The sequence below is a fragment of the Hyphomicrobium sp. genome, from assembly GCF_035687085.1.
Taxonomy (GTDB): domain Bacteria; phylum Pseudomonadota; class Alphaproteobacteria; order Rhizobiales; family Hyphomicrobiaceae; genus Hyphomicrobium_B.
On the sequence record NZ_DASRYS010000017.1, the window covers coordinates 103,662 to 122,004 of the forward strand.

The 18,343-nt window shown below is 59.9% G+C and carries 19 protein-coding genes; 7 read left to right on the top strand and 12 right to left on the bottom strand.

Features of this window, described 5'->3' with window-relative positions:
- Positions 1 to 141: 141 nt before the first annotated feature.
- The 4 genes from VFG26_RS14990 to VFG26_RS15005 all read right to left on the bottom strand — a co-directional run bounded on the left by VFG26_RS14990 (position 142) and on the right by VFG26_RS15005 (position 4,145).
- Positions 142 to 384, bottom strand: coding sequence for a methanol dehydrogenase (locus VFG26_RS14990; protein WP_325027035.1), 243 nt, complete (start codon positions 382 to 384; stop codon positions 142 to 144).
- A gap of 158 nt (positions 385 to 542) precedes the next feature.
- Positions 543 to 1,124 carry a cytochrome c(L), periplasmic gene (gene moxG, locus VFG26_RS14995; RefSeq protein WP_325026730.1) on the bottom strand — a complete coding sequence of 194 codons (582 nt, stop codon included), beginning with the start codon at positions 1,122 to 1,124 and terminating at the stop codon, positions 543 to 545.
- Positions 1,125 to 1,177: 53 nt separating this feature from the next.
- Positions 1,178 to 2,071, bottom strand: coding sequence for a methanol oxidation system protein MoxJ (moxJ, locus tag VFG26_RS15000; protein ID WP_325026732.1), 894 nt, complete (start codon positions 2,069 to 2,071; stop codon positions 1,178 to 1,180).
- Positions 2,072 to 2,285: 214 nt separating this feature from the next.
- Entirely contained in the window at positions 2,286 to 4,145 is a 1,860-nt protein-coding gene (locus tag VFG26_RS15005; RefSeq protein ID WP_325027036.1) for a methanol/ethanol family PQQ-dependent dehydrogenase, read from the bottom strand.
- 386 nt (positions 4,146 to 4,531) lie between these two features.
- On the opposite strand from VFG26_RS15005, the gene VFG26_RS15010 reads away from it, so the two are divergent.
- The 5 genes from VFG26_RS15010 to VFG26_RS15030 all read left to right on the top strand — a co-directional run bounded on the left by VFG26_RS15010 (position 4,532) and on the right by VFG26_RS15030 (position 8,378).
- Complete coding sequence (locus tag VFG26_RS15010; RefSeq protein ID WP_325026735.1) at positions 4,532 to 5,035, top strand: hypothetical protein; 504 nt, start codon at positions 4,532 to 4,534, stop codon at positions 5,033 to 5,035.
- A gap of 4 nt (positions 5,036 to 5,039) precedes the next feature.
- Positions 5,040 to 6,518, top strand: a complete 1,479-nt coding sequence (locus VFG26_RS15015) for an ATP-binding protein (RefSeq protein ID WP_325026737.1) — start codon at positions 5,040 to 5,042, stop codon at positions 6,516 to 6,518.
- Entirely contained in the window at positions 6,515 to 7,204 is a 690-nt protein-coding gene (locus VFG26_RS15020) for a response regulator transcription factor (protein ID WP_325026739.1), read from the top strand. The genes VFG26_RS15015 and VFG26_RS15020 overlap by 4 nt, the downstream gene beginning before the upstream one ends.
- Before the next feature lie 78 nt (positions 7,205 to 7,282).
- Positions 7,283 to 7,930: a hypothetical protein gene (locus tag VFG26_RS15025; protein ID WP_325026741.1), complete on the top strand. Its 648-nt coding sequence runs from the start codon at positions 7,283 to 7,285 to the stop codon at positions 7,928 to 7,930.
- Positions 7,931 to 7,943: 13 nt separating this feature from the next.
- Positions 7,944 to 8,378 (top strand): DUF3617 domain-containing protein, encoded by a 435-nt coding sequence (locus VFG26_RS15030; protein ID WP_325026743.1) that lies wholly within the window; start codon positions 7,944 to 7,946, stop codon positions 8,376 to 8,378.
- A 41-nt stretch (positions 8,379 to 8,419) separates the two neighbouring features.
- On the opposite strand, the gene VFG26_RS15035 is transcribed toward VFG26_RS15030, so the two are convergent.
- From VFG26_RS15035 to VFG26_RS15055, 5 genes are all read right to left on the bottom strand, one after another.
- Positions 8,420 to 9,460, bottom strand: coding sequence for a cytochrome-c peroxidase (locus tag VFG26_RS15035; RefSeq protein WP_325026745.1), 1,041 nt, complete (start codon positions 9,458 to 9,460; stop codon positions 8,420 to 8,422).
- A 229-nt stretch (positions 9,461 to 9,689) separates the two neighbouring features.
- Entirely contained in the window at positions 9,690 to 11,204 is a 1,515-nt protein-coding gene (locus VFG26_RS15040) for a sodium:solute symporter family protein (protein ID WP_325026747.1), read from the bottom strand.
- Entirely contained in the window at positions 11,204 to 11,440 is a 237-nt protein-coding gene (locus tag VFG26_RS15045) for a hypothetical protein (protein WP_325026749.1), read from the bottom strand. The genes VFG26_RS15040 and VFG26_RS15045 overlap by 1 nt, the downstream gene beginning before the upstream one ends.
- A 30-nt stretch (positions 11,441 to 11,470) precedes the next feature.
- Entirely contained in the window at positions 11,471 to 11,929 is a 459-nt protein-coding gene (locus tag VFG26_RS15050; protein ID WP_325026751.1) for an SRPBCC domain-containing protein, read from the bottom strand.
- Positions 11,926 to 12,267, bottom strand: coding sequence for a metalloregulator ArsR/SmtB family transcription factor (locus tag VFG26_RS15055; protein WP_325026753.1), 342 nt, complete (start codon positions 12,265 to 12,267; stop codon positions 11,926 to 11,928). Before VFG26_RS15055 ends, VFG26_RS15050 begins: the two co-directional genes overlap by 4 nt.
- 81 nt (positions 12,268 to 12,348) lie before the next feature.
- Here VFG26_RS15055 and VFG26_RS15060 point away from each other — a divergent pair, with 81 nt between their 5' ends.
- On the top strand, positions 12,349 to 12,666 hold the full coding sequence (locus VFG26_RS15060; RefSeq protein ID WP_325026755.1) for a hypothetical protein: 318 nt from the start codon (positions 12,349 to 12,351) through the stop codon (positions 12,664 to 12,666).
- A gap of 203 nt (positions 12,667 to 12,869) precedes the next feature.
- On the top strand, positions 12,870 to 14,411 hold the full coding sequence (locus tag VFG26_RS15065; protein ID WP_325026757.1) for an acetolactate synthase large subunit: 1,542 nt from the start codon (positions 12,870 to 12,872) through the stop codon (positions 14,409 to 14,411).
- 19 nt (positions 14,412 to 14,430) lie between these two features.
- Here the strand turns inward: VFG26_RS15065 and VFG26_RS15070 are convergent, their stop codons facing one another.
- The 3 genes from VFG26_RS15070 to VFG26_RS15080 are packed head-to-tail and all read right to left on the bottom strand — an operon-like array spanning position 14,431 to position 18,319.
- Entirely contained in the window at positions 14,431 to 14,895 is a 465-nt protein-coding gene (locus VFG26_RS15070; protein WP_325026759.1) for a PTS sugar transporter subunit IIA, read from the bottom strand.
- Entirely contained in the window at positions 14,892 to 15,596 is a 705-nt protein-coding gene (locus VFG26_RS15075) for a response regulator transcription factor (RefSeq protein WP_325026761.1), read from the bottom strand. The genes VFG26_RS15070 and VFG26_RS15075 overlap by 4 nt, the downstream gene beginning before the upstream one ends.
- Positions 15,593 to 18,319, bottom strand: a complete 2,727-nt coding sequence (locus VFG26_RS15080) for a sensor histidine kinase KdpD (protein ID WP_325026763.1) — start codon at positions 18,317 to 18,319, stop codon at positions 15,593 to 15,595. Before VFG26_RS15080 ends, VFG26_RS15075 begins: the two co-directional genes overlap by 4 nt.
- Between the last annotated feature and the right edge of the window lie 24 nt (positions 18,320 to 18,343).

Here is an 18,343-nt window from a genome sequence, read left to right on the forward strand (position 1 = left end):
CGTGTTCCGTCCGGCGGTAACACCGGCTGGATGAATTCATAAGAAAAAGAGGGGTGCTGTAGAAACAGCACCCCAGTTACCTCGGAGAGGAATCGAGTCCTGCAAGCGTAGCAAGATCCGAGGAGTACATTTGGCTTGGGTCTATTGGATCTTGGAAACGTCGTAGACCCACTTACCGGTTTTCTTGAAGTTGTCGGCACGCTGCTTGTTACGTTCTTCCATCGCCTTCAGCGAGGCAGTCTGCTTGCCGAGCTCTTTAGGATCGTGCTTGGGATCGTACTTCGTGCCGGCGATCTTCGCGGGGTAGCCAGGCTTCGGCTCCCAGCAGTTTCCGGGCTCCTTGCACTTGGTGCCGTCGTAGGCGAGGGCAGCGGGAGCCATCATTCCAAGGCTTGCGAAGCCGAGGACGGTGCCGGCGATCAATGGGAGTGCAATCTTCTTCATAGGCTTTCCTCCATTTTTCATTTTCGTCTTGAGGTGGTTTCACGCCACCCATTGTTCCCGTACCAGCGAACCCCGAGACAGCTGAGCCCGGCGTTGCGCTAGTTTCCGGAAATCGCGCATTGCTCCTTCTGCGCCGCAGCGCGGCCCGTTTTCTCCCATTCTTCGCTTTTGAATGGTTTGAAGGCCTTCTTCTGTTCGTCCGTCAGCCACTCGGCCTCCTTGACGTCATCAACCTGGAAATGCCGGATCCATGCGAGGAGCTTCAAGTGATCGTCGAGTTCCAGATGACCGCCGTGCGGGCCCATCATGCCTTGCGCACCGCCGAAAATGGTCTCGAAGAGGCCCTTGTCGGTCGTGTTGGCGGGGTAGGTCCAGTAGGAGTCGTTGAGCCCCGGACCGACCTTGCCTTCGCCGACATGGCCATGGCAGCCCGAGCAGGATTCGAGATAAACCTGCTCACCCTTCGGCAGGCAGCCCTTAACCTCGGTGTAGGGATTGATGCCGGTCTCCAAGAACTTCTTCACGGCAGGTGTGTCGCGGCCCTCCTGGGGAGCCTCACCCTGGATGTCGAGCGCCTCACCCGTCACTGTGTTCCTGAAGTCCATTTGTGCAACAGCTACGTTTGCGCTCGTCATCATTACACAGGCAGCGAGTCCTGCTGCCATGACCGTGAATTTCATGTGTGCTTTCTCTTCTACTTCCTTTGAACGACCGGCGACCATCGCCGAAACCATTATGTCCGAGGCGCCGGCGCCACGTAGGGGATGCCTTCTTCCTTCAGGATTGCTTCGATCTTCTCTTTAGCCTTCGGCAAAGCTGCGTCGATCGCGCTGAGCAGTGTCTTGTCGTCCTTGCGAACGGCAAACGACTGATCGAAATGATGCGGCACAGGCTCGCCGTCCGAGCGGACGTTGTCGTCTGGAATGACGGTCATCTTCAGATCGGGATTGCCTTTGACGTAGCGGGCGACTTCAGGCGCAAACGCAGCGGCGGCGCCTGCTGTTTTGTCTGCAACTTCAGCAACCATCCGATCGGGCGGAATGCGCGTGTAGCTGTTCCGCTTGTCCTTGAAGTTCGTCAGAGACGAGACGTAATTGATGCTGTCGTTATAGAGATCGTGCTTCGTGATCATGACCTCTGCCGGGCTTCCGCGAACGAAGCCGATCGGGGCGGCCTTGGCGAGATCGGGGCTGTCCCAGGTCTTGATATCCAGGGGTGAGTCTTTGCGCTGAACGAAGACGTAAGGGGCGCGATAATAGGCGCGCGAGGTCAGCACACGCTCGTCGCCCGTGTCGACTCCGACGACCACGTCGCACAGCTTTTTATCCAATTGATCCCGCACGGCGTAGATCGCCGGCTTTTCCGACCAGACGAATACGGGCTTCCGGCCCATTGCGTCGGCAAGGGCTTCTGCGATCTTGTTCTCGAAACCAGATTTGTCGCTTGCCGAGTAGGGCAGCTCCTTCTCCGCCGCGCAGACGCGCAGAGTTGATGCATCGCCCGCGGCCGGCGCGGCCGCCTCATCGGCGTGCGAAGGACCGGCGACGAAAACGGCAAATGCAGTGGCACCAATTGCAGTCGTGAAAAGACGGCTGGCGCGAAGAGTGTTCTGTAGCCGGGAAGTCATACTGACCGTCACCTTTCAACGCGCCGTCGCAACTCACGCGATCGGGCGTTCTGAGCTATTTGACTGCAGGGGAGATCTTGGGAGGCGGCGGTCGTACTTGGTGATGGACCTCTACGACGCCGCGCAGCCCAGAATGTTCTCGTTCGTTGCGATCAGAGCAAAAGCGCAAGTTGCGGCACCCGATTGTTCATCCGATGCCGCAACTGAGCTTGAGTTAGCCCTTCGTGAACTCGCCGACGGTCACGTCGTCGTAGGGGTTCTTGCCATCAAGCGAGAACACTTCGACGCTGCCGCCCATCTGCGTGTAGTTCGCCAGGTTCTTGAAGGCGCCGACAGCACCGAGACCCGCGGTCGGATCCTGAAGGTCGAACACCAGACCAACGCCCGGCCAGCCACCAACGCCCGACATGATGGCGATGTACTGCACGCCCTTGTGCTGGTACGTCATCGGGTGACCGATCACGCCGGAAGGCAGCTTGTGCTTCCAGAGCAGTTCGCCCGTGTCGGAGTTACGCGCCTTGATGAAGCCATCGAGCGTTCCGTAGAACACCAGGTTGCCAGCGGTCGAGAGCGTGCCGCCCCAAACCGAGAAGCGCTCCATGTGCTCCCACTTATACTCGCCGGTGATGGCGTTGTAGGCCTTGATCTGGCCGAGACCCAAAGCGTTCTGACGATCGCCCTTCGGACCCGGATACATCCACAACGTCGCGCCGACGAAGAACTGACCTGCGCGGTAGGGAAGCATGAAGGGCTCCCAGTCCATGCAGATGTGGTTGATGCCCATGAAGAACAGCTGCTTCGTAGGATCGTAGGAGTCGTGGCCCTGGTTGTGATAGCCCATGGCCGACGGGCAGACTTCGGTCGCCTTGTGGTCCATACGCGTGCTGAACTCAGGATCGCGAACGGGCAGACCGGACTTCAGGTCGACCGTCTTGAACACGTTGACCGTATCGTCGAGCTTGTTGGCCGAGATCAGGTCGCCGTTTTCACGATCGAGCGTGTAGACGATGCCGTTGCGGTCGGGATGGGTCAGAAGCTTGCGCTCCTTGCCGTCCTTGTCCTTCTGCTGCGAGAGCATCATGACGTTGATGCCGGCGAAGTCCCACTCGTCGTGCGGCGTCTTCTGGTAGCCGAACTTCAGCATGCCGGTGTCGGCGTCGCGGGCCATGATCGTCATGGTCCACTTGTTGTCGCCCGGACGCATGGTCTCGTTCCAAGGCGCAGGGTTGCCGGTTCCGTAGTAGATGAGGTTCACAGCCGGATCGTAAGCATACCAGCCCCAGTTGGTGCCGCCGCCGATCTTCCAGGCGTCGCCTTCCCAGGTTGCCGTGCCGAGGCCCTTCTGGCCGTAGTGCGGGTTGTCCTTGTTGAAGTCGTCACCGATGCCTACTTCTGCGTCGGGACCCGTGGCGTAGCGGCGCCAGACCATCTCGCCGGTCTTGATGTTGTAGGCCGTCGTGTAGCCTCTGACGCCGAGCTCAGCACCCGACGAACCGACGATGGCGAGATCCTTGACGACGTAGGGAGCCTGCGTCTCGGTCTGACCAACCTTGATGTCGGCGTTTTCGACCTTCCAGTACTCTTCGCCGGTCTTGGCGTTCAGAGCCACCAAGTGACCGTCAAGCTGAGTCTTGATGATCATCGGCGGGATCTTGCCGTCACCCGGCCAGTAGGCGAGACCGCGGTTCACGAGATCGCAGCAGGCGACCGAGCGAGCAGCAGGATTCTGCTTCGGGCTGTGCTGCCAGAGAATGTGGCCCGGATCGTTGAGGTCGAGAGCGAAAGTCTTGTTGGGGAAGGACGTGTGAACGTACATCACGCCGTCAATGACGAGGGGCGTGCCTTCATGACCGTGAAGCTGGCCCGTCGAGAAGGACCAAGCACGCTTCAGCTGCTTGACGTTTCCGACGTTGATCTGGTCGTCTTCGCTGTAGTTGTTCGAGTCGTAGTTACGACCCGGCATAATCCAGTTTTCTTTGCTCTTTGAGAGCTCGATCAGCTTTTCATTTGCCTGAGCGCTGGATGCAACGCCCATCTGCAGTGCGACTGCCATCGCCATGCAGGACGCCGACATCAGCATCGAAGTGCCAATGACTTTCTTCATGCCCATATAACCTCGCGTTTCCAAAGCCAGCTTTTTCTTCTTGGATAGCGCCGGTTGACCGAGGTTGGCCGAGTACCGGTGCTTCCCCCTTGAGGCTCGAGCGGATCACGGGCGATGAAACCCCTTGTCCACCCTTCGACGCGTACCGTGCGTCCGGATCGCTGGTTGTCCGGCAGTTTCGCAAGCGGCACGGTGGCGGACCCTACCGGCCTATGGACGGCCGGTCTTTAGATGGAGCGGCAAATTGAGCCGGGAAGATTCGGCAAAGAACCCTACTGACGTTGACCTGGAAGTGGCGGGCAGCCTCTGCCATAAGTTGCCGCGTCAAACGCAATCTGGTTTGAGAGACCGGCATCGTGAACGCGCCATCATCCTTCCTGAAAATTCTATGTCTCGTCATTCCGGCACTGCTGTCGGCATGCAGCGAGGAGCAGCCGCGTCAGGAAAGGGGCGAAAAGCGGTCCGGCATCACGAAGACCGAGGAAACCGGTTGGCTCGCCAGGCAGGATGAAACGGCACCCGAAGATTGGTTGATGGCGCGTCAGGAAAAATCGGGTGTGAAACCGGCCCCCGAGGGAACAGATGAGGTGCGCACCTCGCTCGCCGAAGCCTCCAGGACGTTCAAGGATTCCCCGCGCATGATCGCCAACCGCGCCGTGCAGCTCGAGGAAATGCTGAAAGAGCAGGGCGGCGATGAAAATGCCGTTTTACTTATCGGCGAGCTGACGCGCGTCATCGCCCCAGGGCACATGGAAAGCTTCGGAGCGGCGGCACACCAGTATTACAATATGCGAAAAGCGGGCATGAGCAGCGAGCGCGCCTTCGACGAACTCTCCAAGCGTTACGGGGAGGGGGGCTGAGACCATGCCCTCGCTCAGCGAACTAGCCGGCCGGGTGTCGGACGCGGTGTGGCGCGGCCGGTCTATTCGCATCCAGGTCCTGCTGGCAATGTCGGCTCTGCTCCTTATGGCGTCAGTCGTCGCGGGAACTGTCGCCGCTTTCAACGGGCGCAAAGCCGTCAACATCGAGATCGACGCATCGCTGGATTTTGCCGAAGGCTATATCCGTGAGCTGGTCCGGCGCGCCGCCGTACAGGACAAGTTGGATGAGCTCGATTATCTGATCTCCCGCGAAGTTCAGCACCTGAGGCACGCCCGGGTTTATGTGCAGGAACCCGGCGGTCCTGCCCGGCTGTTGAAGCCGGAGCTGACCTTAAACGACGAGGAAGACTCGCTCGACCAGACGCCTGATTGGTTCGAAAGACTGATGAAGCCGGAAGGCGGCAGCGATCACTCACGCGTCATCTACGTGCCCAATGGCGAGAGAAAACTTCTTCTCATGGGCGATCCTGATGATGAGATCGCTGAGAAATGGCGAGAGCTCTCCGCTTTGGCGGTCGTCGCGATCGCCTCGATCACCCTGCTTGTTGGAGCATTCTATTTCGTCCTCGGCTGGATTCTCGATCCGTTGGTCGCGCTCGCGCGCGGACTGGTCGCTCTTGAAGCCGGAGAGCGATCACAGCGCCTCAGCATCCCAAGTGTTGGAGAAGTTGCCGACATAGCCCGAAAGTTCAACTCGCTTGCAGCTTCCCTTGATCAGGCCCGCGCCGAAAACGGGGAGCTCTATCGGCAGATCCAATCCGTGCAAGAAGAGGAGAGGCGAGAGATCGCTGGCGAATTGCACGACGAGGCAGGACCGTGCCTCTTCGGAATCACGGCAAATGCGGAATCGGTGGTTAGCCTCGCAAAGAAATTGAAGGGCGAAGACGCGGCGAAGATTGCCAAGCGGGCCGAGGAAATTCTCGATATCACCGACCGGATGAAGGTGATGAACCGGGCGCTGCTCAAGCGTCTTCATCCGGTTTCAATCGGCAAAGTGTCGTTGACGGCATTGATCGAGGAGTTGATACGCGATTTCCAGCGCCGTCATCCGGAGGTCCGCATCAGGTCGTCAGTGGGACCCTTTAAGCGCGCCTATAACGATAAAATCGACTTGATCGTCTATCGCGCGACCCAGGAGGCACTGACGAATGCCATGCGCCACGGCCAAGCAGAGAATATCGTCGTCGAGCTCAAGGAGGAGCGGGCACATAGCAACACCACTAGGCTGGCGGAGCCGATCCTGATCAGCTTGCGCATCAGCGATGACGGCAAAGGCTTGAAGCCTGGCGTGCAGGCCGGCTTCGGGTTATCGGCCATGCGCGAGCGCGTACTATCGGCAGGAGGCAGTCTCGTCGTAGAGGGCCATGAGCCGAATGGAACCACACTATCCATAAAAATTCCGGCTCTACCCAGTGAGGGCGAAAAACACGCCATGGGTAAAGCCAACAGGGCATCAGCATGACAAAAATTCTCGTAATCGATGACCATCCAATCGTGCTGCAGGGCTGCCGCCGGGTGCTCGAGGACGCGGGCATCGAAGATATTACGCTCGCCTCAAATCTGATCGAAGGCTTCCGCGCTTACAGAAATGACAAGCCCGATGTGATCATCATCGATCTTGCGATCAAGAAGGGGGTGCTTGTCGGGCTGACGTTCATCAGGCGCCTTCGCGTGCACGACAAGCACACACCCATCCTCGTGCTGACGATGCACGAAGATCCTATGATCGCCAGCCAGTCGCTGCGTCTCGGCGCGAATGGCTACATTCTGAAGGACACGTCGTCCGTCGACATCATCAAAGCCCTGCAGGCCGTCCGCCAGGGCAAGCCGTTCCTCAGTCACGCCATCGCCTCAGCGATCGCGGTGATGGAAACGAAGGGCCGCTCCAATCCTTTGAGCGCGATGACGCTGCGCGAGCTTCAGACGCTCGAACTAATAGCCCAGGGCAAGCAATACACGGCCATCGCCGAGGAACTGCACGTCAGCTACAAGACGATCGCGAACACCTGTTCTCAGATCAAGTCGAAGCTCGGCGTTAAATCTCTTCCAGAGCTTATGCGTATTGCCATCGACTATCTGCCGGAGATGTCGGGGCACAGAATGGCAGATCGCACACCCTCTTCGCCGAAAGACGGGAAGTATTGGTAGTAGAAATTGCCGTGACTTGGCATTCGCTTTCGCGCGATTCCTTCGCCCGCCTTTTCGATCAATCAAACCGGATGTGTCATGCGCTCGTTTTTGACCGGCCTACTCATGTTGGCATCGGCTGCTCCTGCCCTCGCTGACAAAAGCTGCAAGGAGCAAGTCGACGCCGCATTTTCGAAGTTGCGCGAGGCCAAGTCTTTTCGGCTCGAAACGACGATCACCAATTCCGAGGGCACTCTCAAGATGAGTGCCGATTACGTATTGCCGGACCGCATGCATCAGAAGGTGGTGCTGGGCAAAGATGGTTTGCCGATGGAGATGATCGTAATCGGCAAGCAGGCCTGGTCCAATCAGGGCTCGGGCTGGGTGGCGCTTTCCGAAGCGTTCGCAAACACGGTCGCCAATCAGATCAAGGAGACGGTCGCTGAAGCTCCCAAGGCTGCGACCGACTACAAGTGCGTGGGCGACAAGGAATTCGAAGGCAAAACATACGCGCTTTACGAGGGTGTGCTGCCAACGCCTCTGCCCGCTGACGGAAAGACCAAGGGGCCGCGCGTCTCCGCAGTCACGGTTCCCAACCAGCAGAGCGTCTACGTCGATAAAACGACCGGGCTTCCCGTACGCAACATCGTCGCCCCGGTGACGGAGCCCGATAAGCGGCTCTTCGACGGCACCTTTGTCGTCGGTGAAAATATCGCGATTGAAGCGCCAAAGGTTTCTTCGAACTGACATGAAATCAATGATGCCAAGGCTTAGGCGCGCCATCCCGCTTGCGCTTGCTGGCGCTGCCATAATAGCCGGCGGGGTGGCAAGTTCGGTTTGCGCCGACGAGTTGCCCGTCCGCCGGCCGGGACTCTGGCAGCTGACGACAGTCGCCGACACCATCGGCATGAAGACCTTCGAGACGTGCATCACAGCGGCGGACAGCATCTTGACCGGTGTCGGCCAGCCAAACTGCACGACCTCAAAAGTCCTGCGTCTCGGCGAAGAACTTTATGTCGACGTCGAATGCAAAACCGAAACGGGAAAGCAGAAGACGAGCACGGTTCTCACCGGCGACTTCGCAACTTGGTATCGCGCCATGTCGAAAATGACGTTCGATCCGCCCGAGGGCGGCATTCCCAACATGGGCGTAACCGTGGACGGCAAATACTTAGGGCCTCAGTGTAAGTCCTAAAACGCCAGCCAGCTGGATTGCGTGCTGGCCCGGCAACGCGCTCACGGCTCAGGCCTCGGTGTCTGCGCCTCGCTTGGCGGCAGGATCGGATATGCGACCTTCGGCTGATCGCCCGTCAAAGAGCGCAAGAACGACGTAATCTTCGTGACTTCGCCGTCCGTCAGTTTGTCGCCGAGCTGACTGTTTCCCATGACCGCCACGGCTTGCCGGAGATCCCAGGATTTTCCGGTATGAAAGTAGGGCGGTGTCAGCTCTGAATTCCGCAGAGGCGGCACGCGGAAGACGTACTCGTCGCTTGCTGTCTTCGTGACATCGAAGCGGCCCTTGTCGCTCGGCGGCAGAAAGTCGGCGCCCGGCTTCTCGACCACGCCGAACGGAGCGTACATCTGCCCGCCGACATTGATACCCGAATGGCAAGTCGAGCAGCCTTTGCTCATGAACAGCTGCAGCCCCTCCTTCTGCTCGGGGGTTAGAGCATTCGCGTCGCCGCGGAGAAATTTGTCGAACGGCGCATTGGGTGTGATGAGCGTCGCTTCGAATGCCGCAATCGCATCTTCGACATTCCCGATCGTGATGGGGTCTTTTTCCGTGGGAAAAGCAGCTTTGAAGAGCGCCTCATAACCGGGGATGCGCTTCAGGGTTTCTATGGCGTGCTCGTGGCTGATGCCCATCTCGACCGGATTCTGGATCGGGCCGCCGGCCTGCGCCGCGAGATCCGCCGCGCGCCCATCCCAGAATTGCGCAATGTTGAATATGGAGTTCAAAACTGTCGGGGCATTACGGGAGCCGTGTTGCCACTTGTGCCCAATTGAGGTCGGCAGCATGTCGACGCCGCCGAGGCCGATCTGATGGCATGTATTGCAGCTGATGTTGTGGCTCTGGGATAGCCGCGGATCGAAGTAGAGCGCCTTACCCAATTCCACCAGCGCCGGAGTGGGCGTTACGCCCTTCACTGGAGGGGGCGTGAGAGGAATCGGCGCGAAGGTCGTTTGGGCTTCCTTCATCACCGGGTCTTCTTCGGCGATGAGCATGCCGGCCGTAAAGGTCAAGAACACGACAGCCAGAATACCAGGTACCCGCATGGAGGCCTCCGGCGAGGAGATCATGCCTTGGGCTTATAGGAGGACTTCGCTAAGCGAGCGCGAACGTGCCGCATACGAATTGACCTAAGTACCGTGCACTTCGGGCCGTCGCTTGGCCATCCAGTCGGGGGCGCCGTGCGATCGGCCAGCATATGCTGGCCGATCATCCTTGCATCCGGCATTGCGACGCAGGATTGGCTGCGTCGCTCGGGTAGTCGTCAGTGAGTTCTCAAACCATCTCCGGCGCAGGTTTCGGCACGACGCCGCCGGAAGCGGAAGAGCGCTGCTCAACAAGTGCAAAGAGCTCCTCGACGCGCTGCCGCTCCTCGCGCGACTGCGGCAGCAGGTAGGCGGCCGCAACGTAGATTGCGAGGTTTACGGCGAGAGCAACGGCTCCCGAGGTCAGGCCATAGGCCCATGGCAGATATCCCGGATAAACAAGCTCAAGCGCCACCGCCACCGCGAAGCCCGCCGCCATGCCGGCAATGGCGCCGTATTTGTTGCCGCGCTTCCAGAAGATGCCGAGGAATTGCGGCACGGCGAGCTGAATGATGCCCTGATAGGCGAGCACAGCCAGCTGGAACAGCGCCGGCAGTTCCAGGCACGCAAGCCAGGAGGACAGGATCGTCAGCCCCAGCATGCCAAGCTTGGCGATGATGATGAGCTGCGCCTGATCGAGCTTCTTGTAGTTGCCGACGAGGTCGTTGGCGATCTGCGCGCCCGTGGCTTGGATGTTGCCGTCTGTATGGCCCATTGAAGCCGCAAGCACCACGACGCCAGCAAGGCCAAGCAACCAAAGCCCGCCGGCTTCGCGGCTGACGATGAACCAGACGTCGTTGGGTGCTCCGCTGACGCCGCTGACCTGCGAGCCCAGCATCCCGAAAACGAGCAGCGCCACGCCGAAAACCAACGATAGCGGCACGGCGACGGCCGCGGACTTCTTGAGGCTGTGCACGCCATCAGCCGTGAACAGCCGCACGAAGATATATGGCCAGCACCAGCCGCCGATCGCGCCGGTCAAGATGAGGCTGAAGACGTAGAGCGGCCCCTCCGTCGAGCCGATGCTCGGAATGGCGAACTTGGCAGGCTCCAGCGAGGCAAACGTGATGCCTTGCGACATGATCATCCAGAGGATGAGCCCAATGAGGATCGCGCTGCCGCCGATGTAGGCGACGATACCCTGCGCCATGTCGGAAATGACGACGCCGCGCATACCCATGCGCACAGTCCAGATCTGGCGCAGCGCGATGACGGCGACGCCGGCGATCACCGCCTCCGAAAACGTCAGAGCGCCAAGCGACATGTGTTGGAAAAGCGTTCCGAGCGCCTGCATGCCGAGCACCAGCCACGGAATGCCCGAGATAATCCCGATGACGGCCGCGATGGTCTTGATGTGACGCGACTTGAAGCGAAGCGCCAGAAGGTCAGGCTGCGTGCGCAGGTCGAAAGTCTTGCCCCACACCCATACCGGCCGGGCCATCAAATACATCAACACGACCGTGAGCAGGCTGTAGGAGAGCACGTAGAAGGAAATGACGCCCGCGCTCACCGCCATCCCGCCGAACGCCGTGAACATGGCGCCGGGATACCATGTGTTGAGGAACGACATCGCTTGATAGTTGGCGCCGAACGACCGGCCGCCGACAGCATATTCCGTGAAGTTGCGGTCTCGGATCCCGCTGAACTGCAGAATGAGGACGATGAGTACGAAGAAGATCGCAATGCAGCCGAATGTAATGAGCATCAGCCCGTCTCCCCATCACGAGCTTCGGCGAGATAGGCGGCGACGATGCTCGCCGTGATGAAAGTCGAAACGCTGACGAAATAGAAGACCGCTGCGGGGAGGCCGAGAACGGGCTCTCTAACGCCGTCGAATGCCCAATAGAGCGGAGGCGCCAAAGCTACAATGGCATCCAGGACAAACCAGACCATGACCCACCGCGGGAGCGCGGCACGGCGGTATTCTCGGACAGCAGACATCTCGGCATTCCCCCATGATTTTCGTTGTTGTTATGAGTTTTTCATCGCTCCGAACGACCGCTCCAGCTTTTCGAAGCAGGTGGGCCAACCGTCACGATAGGCCTCGAGCGCATCCTGTGTGGCAATCTGCGTTTGCACCAAGGTCAGCGCAGTCCTCCCACCTGGAGCCGATACGAAATCGATCTCCAGCAGCGTTTCCATCCGGCATAGAAGCTCGACGGGGCCCGAATAGCTCCATGTCATCACGATGCGCCTTCCGGCGGCGAGTTCGCGATATTGGCCGTCTATCGTGTGAAGGGTGCGGTCCGGCGCAATCGAACGTATCTGGAAACGGCCACCGACGCGCACATCAGTGTGCGCTTCCACAACTTCGTTCTCGCCCGGGGCAAGCCACTGCCGCATCAATGGCGGCTGCGTCCATGCCTCGAAGACCTCTTCAGGCGAGCCCGAGATTATACGTTTGACGACGAGATTGGCCGGCGCATTCATTTTTTATGTTTCTTCTTGGCGCGAAACAGGTCCTCTAAAGCATCGAAACGCTCATTCCAAAACATTTCGTAGAAGCTCAGCCATCGTTGCGCCTCTGCGAGCGGCTTCGCATTCAGGCTGCAGACGTGCGTGCGCCACTGCACTGAGCGGTGGATGAGGCCGGATTGCTCGAGAACCTGAATGTGCTTGGAGACTGCCGCGAGAGAAATGGGCAACGGTTCAGCGAGTTCGCTCACTGAGCGCTCACCCGTCGCCAGCTGACCGAGGATGGCGCGCCGCGAGGGATCGGCAAGCGCGTGAAAGACCCGATCGAGCGTATTCCCTTCTCGTTCAACCATATCGTTGAACTATACGAACCTCCAAAAGCGGTCAAGCCGTAGTCGAACGATTGTGCAAAGCTCGGACCGCGCCGATCATTGATGCGCCGCGAAGTTGGAACGCTTCAGCCTGCGCATCGTTGGCTAGGTGATTGCTGGCGGTTCGCGTTGTTTCATCCAACGCAGCAGAGGCTAGTTGTGGCATATTTCGTCACGTTTGGTGCAGTTCCGGCGCCGATAGGCAGCGAGCATCCGAACCTGGCTGCAGCTTTGGAAGAAGCTTGCCGGCTGATCGCGGGTGGACAATCAAACGTCGCAATAGAGTTTGGCGACGGCAGATCGATTTTTGGAGACGATCTCGTCGCGTGCTGCGCCGGTAAAAAGACTATTGGCGATCATTTGTTCAAGAAGCGAACATGAGCCCTCAATGCGGCAGCCGAGGGCACAATGCACCGTTGCGATTGTAATGAAACTGGGAGCCCCACACACGCCTCCAGACGCATGCGAACTCCCGTGTGTCATTGGTGCTTGCCAGCAGCGATTTCTCCTCTAAAGCGAAGGTCTCGCCTCAGGGCTGGCGCGCGCCGCTTCGAAGAGCGGTGCGCCGCAGAAGGAACCAGTGCATGAATGGTGCGCAATCACTCGTCGCGACGGCGCTGAGAGAGGGCATTGAAGTCTGTTTCGCCAATCCCGGGACAACGGAGCTGCCCTTGGTGCTCGCGCTGGACGCCGTGCCGGGGATTCGCGGCATCCTCTGTCTCCATGAGAACGTTGCGACCGGCGCCTCGGATGGCTACGCACGCATGCTGTCGAAACCCGCAATGTGCCTGCTTCATTTGGGGCCGGGTCTCGCCAACGGCCTGACCAACCTGCACAACGCCCGGCGTGCTGGAACGCCGCTCCTCAACGTCGTCGGCGAGCACGCGTCATGGCACATAGAAGCGGATCCGCCGCTCAATTCGAACATCGAAGCGCTCGCCCATACGGTCAGCGCTTTCACTAAGAGAAGCACCGACGCCAAGAGCATCGCGGTCAATCTGGCCGACGCGATCCATGCGACAGGATTGAGCGGCGGCAGCATCGCGACGTTGATCGTGCCGCACGATCTGCAGATGGCAGAGGCTGGCGATGATATCCCCGCACGGCGACCCGTTCCGAAGAGCAGCTATTCGGCTGCCAATGTCGATCAGTCGGCGAAAGCTTTGCGCGAAGGAAAGTCTGCCGTCCTCCTGGGTGGCAAAGGTCTGTCGGAGGCCGGCCTGAAACTCGCTGGGAGTATTGCGGCTGCGACCGGGGCCGATGTCCTCTGTGACACGTTTTTCGCGCGCATGGAGCGCGGTGGCTATTTGCCGGCGGCGACGCGGCTTCCCTACTTCCCCGATCAAGCCCAAGCGCTGACGCGCCGCTACGAAAGAGTTGTGCTCGCAGGCACGCGCCGTCCCGTCGCCTTCTTCGGCTATCCGGGTCTGCCCGGCTATTTGACGACGGAGGAGCAGACCGTGAGTCTCGCAAGTGCCGGCGAGGATGTTCTCGGCGCTCTCGAAGCATTGGCCGCAGCGCTCAATGCGCCGAACGATGTCCCGCAGAAGCCGCGAAGGCCGCTTCCTGCGATGCCAAGCGGCGGCCTCGACGCGCAATCCGTTGCGGCCGTCATCGCGCGCCTTCAGCCGGAAAACGCCATCATCATGGACGAGGCGCTGACTGTCGGCATGCCGTACTTCGACGCTTCGCAAAGCGCGCCGCGCTTCAGCCACCTGATGCTAACCGGCGGCGCCATCGGCCAAGGCCCGGGTGCTGCAACCGGAGCAGCGGTTGCGTGCCCGGACCGTAAGGTGATCAACTTCGAATCCGATGGATGCGGTGCTTATTCCGTCCAGGCCCTGTGGACGCAGGCGCGCGAAAACTTGGATGTGGTCACGATAATCGGCTCCAATCGCAGCTACAACATCTTGAATGTTGAATTTGCGCGGGCAGGCGTCGACGCGCCGGGCCCGGTTGCGCGTTCGATGACGGGACTCGATCGCCCCTATCTCGATTGGGTCAGGATCGGCGAAGGCTTCGGCGTGCCATCAGTGGCGGTTGATAATGCGCAGTCACTGACGCGCGAATTGGAGAAGGCGCTGGCGCACAAGGGGCCGCGCCTCATCGAAGCCATCATGTCCTAGCGCCGAACCGAATTCGGCATCAATGCTTCTCCGGCTCCGCCGTGAGCAAGCGATAGAATATCTCGGGATCCTGCAGTGAGCGAAGCTTCTGCGTGACCTCGCGGCTGCGCATCCGTCGCGACACGGCCGCAAGCAGATTGAGGTGATCGCCTTCAACGGCAGACGGCACCAGCAGAACGAAGACGAGGTCGACCGGAAGATTGTCGATCGCGTCGAAATCGATTGCAGGCTTGAGACGTGCCACAAGTCCGAAGGGCTTCTTAAGTCCGGCATAGCGAGCATGTGGAATGGCAACGCCGCCACCCATGCCGGTCGATCCGAGTTGCTCGCGCTTCATGAGTTCGGCAACGATGACATCGACGGCCAAGCCGGTGGACAGCGACGCGCGCGTGGCGAGCTCACGCAGCAATGTTGTTTTATCCCGCGCGCGGAAATCAAGAAGCACGTCATTCGGCACAAGGAAACTCGAAATTTTTACGGTCATTTCGCCTGCTCGACTTCGTCGGGGCTGCGCAGGCGGTATCCCACGCCGGTTTCGGTCTGAATGTATTCCGGGCTTTCCGGATGCGCTTCGATTTTCTGTCGCAATTGGCGAACGTACACCCGAACGTACTGCGAATCTGCCGAAGGCTCCCACAGTTCGCGCAACAGGAAGTTATGGGTAAGGACCTTGCCAGCGTGTTGAACGAACAGCCGCAGCAGATCGTATTCCTTGGGCGATAGCTTGACTTCGCGGTCGCCGATTTTGACGATCCGCCGGACGAGATCGACGCTCAGCGCTCCACTACGGAAGATCGGACGCTCGCCCTGACTTTGCAATTGGTGACGCAGCGCTGCGCGGATACGCGCGAGAAGCTCGTTGATGCTGAAAGGCTTGGTGACATAGTCGTCCGCACCGAGATCGAGAGCATGAACCTTCGCGCCTTCATCCGCCCGGCTTGAAAGCACCACAATGGGAACGGAGTCGTCCCTGGCCCTGAGAGCGCGCAGCAGATCGAGCCCGTGCATGTCGGGCAGTCCGAGGTCCAGGATGATGAGATCGGGCTTCGCTGACATCAGCTCCAACGCGGCCTTGCCGTTAGGGGCATCAGTCACGTGATAGCCCTGAGTGGCCAGCCCCATGCGCAGCAGTTTGCGAATAGGCGGCTCGTCGTCGATCACAAGGACATTGAGAGGGGCACTCATGCGGCGTGATCCAACGTTTCGCTCTCGTAGCCGGCGGGCAAGGAAATCGTAAACACAGCGCCTTGGCCGTCGCTACGGTTGGCAGCCGTTAAAGTGCCGCCCATGATTTCAACGAAGCCGCGCGCGATGGGAAGTCCAAGTCCTGTTCCAGCACGAACCTGATCGCCCTTGTGGGCGCGGTAAAACTTATCAAAAATGTGTTCGAGATCGGCGGATGGAATTCCCGGTCCCTCATCGGCAATCTGCAATGTCAGATGATCGTGATCCTGTCGCGCGCTGATCTGTATGAGAGTGCCTTCGGGAGCGTATTTGGCCGCGTTATCGAGAATATTGAAAAGGACCTGCTCCAGCAGCACCGGATCGGCGCTGACCTGCGGGTTGCCGGAAACAGAACTGTATTGCACGCGATGAAGTGCAAGGATCTTTCTTGCTCTCTTCAGTGAAGCGTCGACGATCTCGCTGACATCGTGCACGTCAGGCTTCGGCGCGACAGCGCCGGCTTCTAGCTTGGTCATATCCAACAGGTTCGCAATGAAGCGGTTGAGGCGTTCGGATTCGTCGATGACCGTGGACAGCAGCTCGGCACGCGATTCATCGTCGAGCTTGTCTGAAACGTCGCGCATGGTGCTTGCGGCACCAAGAATAGCCGCAAGTGGCGTCTTCAAATCGTGCGATAAGGACGTTAGCAGCGCAGCGCGAAGGCGCTCTGTCTCCATCGTGCGTTTGGTCTGCTCGATGTCCTGCACCAACCGCACCCGCTCGATGGCGAGCGCGCCCTGGTTGATCAAAGCATCGAACAAGCGCCGCTGATCGGGCGTCAGCAAGGGGCCTGGCTTGTCGCTGTCGATCCCCACCACGCCGACGACGCCGCGGTCTGTGTGCAGCGGCATGAAGAGGCGCTGCGAGCCGGGCAAGGTGTCGGCGCCCCGTCCCGCCGGACGATCGTTCATCCACGCCCACGTGGCCGCCGCGAGATCCGAAGCGTCGAGCGTATCCTCAGGCGGATAGCCAGCTTTCACGGCGATCGAACCATTCTCCGGAAGAAGCAGAACAACGCGCACCTGCAACATGGAAGCAATCTGGAATGCGGTCGCCCACAGCACATCATCGAGCGTTCCGGTTCCTGCGAGCTTGCGGCTGAACCCGTAGAGCGATTCCGTCGTGCTGGCGCGGTTGACGGCAATGACGGCCTGGCTGCGCATGCGGGCCGCGATGTTCGAAACGATGATTGCGACGACCGCGAAGGAAATGAACGATGCGACGTTTTTCGGATCCGAGATCGTGAAGGTGTAGACGGGCGGCAGAAAGAAGAAATTATAGGTCAGCGATCCGAGCACGCTCGCAAAGAGCGAAGGCCAAAGCCCCGCGCGAACCGCCACCGCGATGATACCTGTGAGGAAGATGAGGTCGACACTCTCGACGCCGATCCACGGGCTTAGCACCCAGGCGGCGCCGAGCGCCACAGCCACGGCCAGTACGGCGAACGTGTAAGCGACGAAATCATTCGCCGGTGCGGCTGGCGCTGTCGTCACCGGCGGCGGCGCAGGCTCCCGAACGGCAGGCAACTGCTCGCCCGAGATGACATGCACGCTGATGCTGCCGGACTGGCGGACGAGATCGTGCACGACTGAGCCGTTGAGGACTTCGAACCAGCGCGGCCGTTCGGATTTTCCGACGATGATCTGCGTGACATTATGATCGCGCGCATAGGCCATGATGTCGTCGGCAATCGAACGCGAGCCGCCGGGGATTGTGAACGTCTCAGCACCGAGCTGTTCGGCGAGACGCAACGCTTCGGCGATGCGGTTGCGCTCTTCGTCGGAAAGGCGAAGGCTACGGCGCGTCTCGATCGTCAAGGCCGTCCATGGCGCATGCAAGCGATCGGCGGCGCGCTTAGCGTAACGCACGAGGCCCGCAGACCGCGGATCGTCACTGATGCAAACGAGCACGCGCTCGCAAGCCGCCCATGGGCCGGACATCGCTTTCGCACGCAGCTGCGTGACGAGCTGTTCGTCGACGCGTTCGGCCGTCCGCCGCAACGCCAATTCGCGCAGCGCCGTCAAATTGACGGGCGAAAAGAAATTCTCGAGCGCGAGGCGTGCCTGCTCGGGAATATAGACCTTGCCCTCCTTGAGCCTTTGGATGAGGTCCTCAGGCGTAATGTCGACAAGCTCGATATCGTCGGCGCGGGCAAGAATTGAATCGGGGACTGTTTCACGCACGCGAACGCCGGTGATTTGCGCAACGACCTCGTTGAGACTTTCAATGTGCTGGATGTTGATCGTCGTGTAGACGTCAATGCCCTGATCTAAAAGCTCCTCGACATCGAGGTAGCGCTTGGGGTGCCGGCTCGACGGCGCGTTGGTGTGTGCGAGTTCATCGACCACCGCGATTTGCGGCCGCCGCGCGAGGAGCGCGTCGAGATCGAGTTCGTCGAGAAGCTTCCCTTTATATTCGACCTTGCGTGGGGGGATCGCCTCAATGCCGCGAAGCAGAGCCTTCGTCTCTTTCCGGCCGTGCGTCTCGACGACGCCCGCGACGACGTCGAAGCCTTCCTTGATCTTGGCGCGAGCCGTGCGCAGCATCTCATAGGTCTTGCCGACGCCGGGGGCGGCGCCGAGGAAAATCTTCAAGCGGCCGCTACGCCGTGCCTCTCGCCGCGAAATTTCGAGAAGAGCATCCGGTGACGGCCGCTTGTGCTCAGCGTGGGTGTCGTCCGCCATTGGGTTTCCCAGGTACGGCGCCGT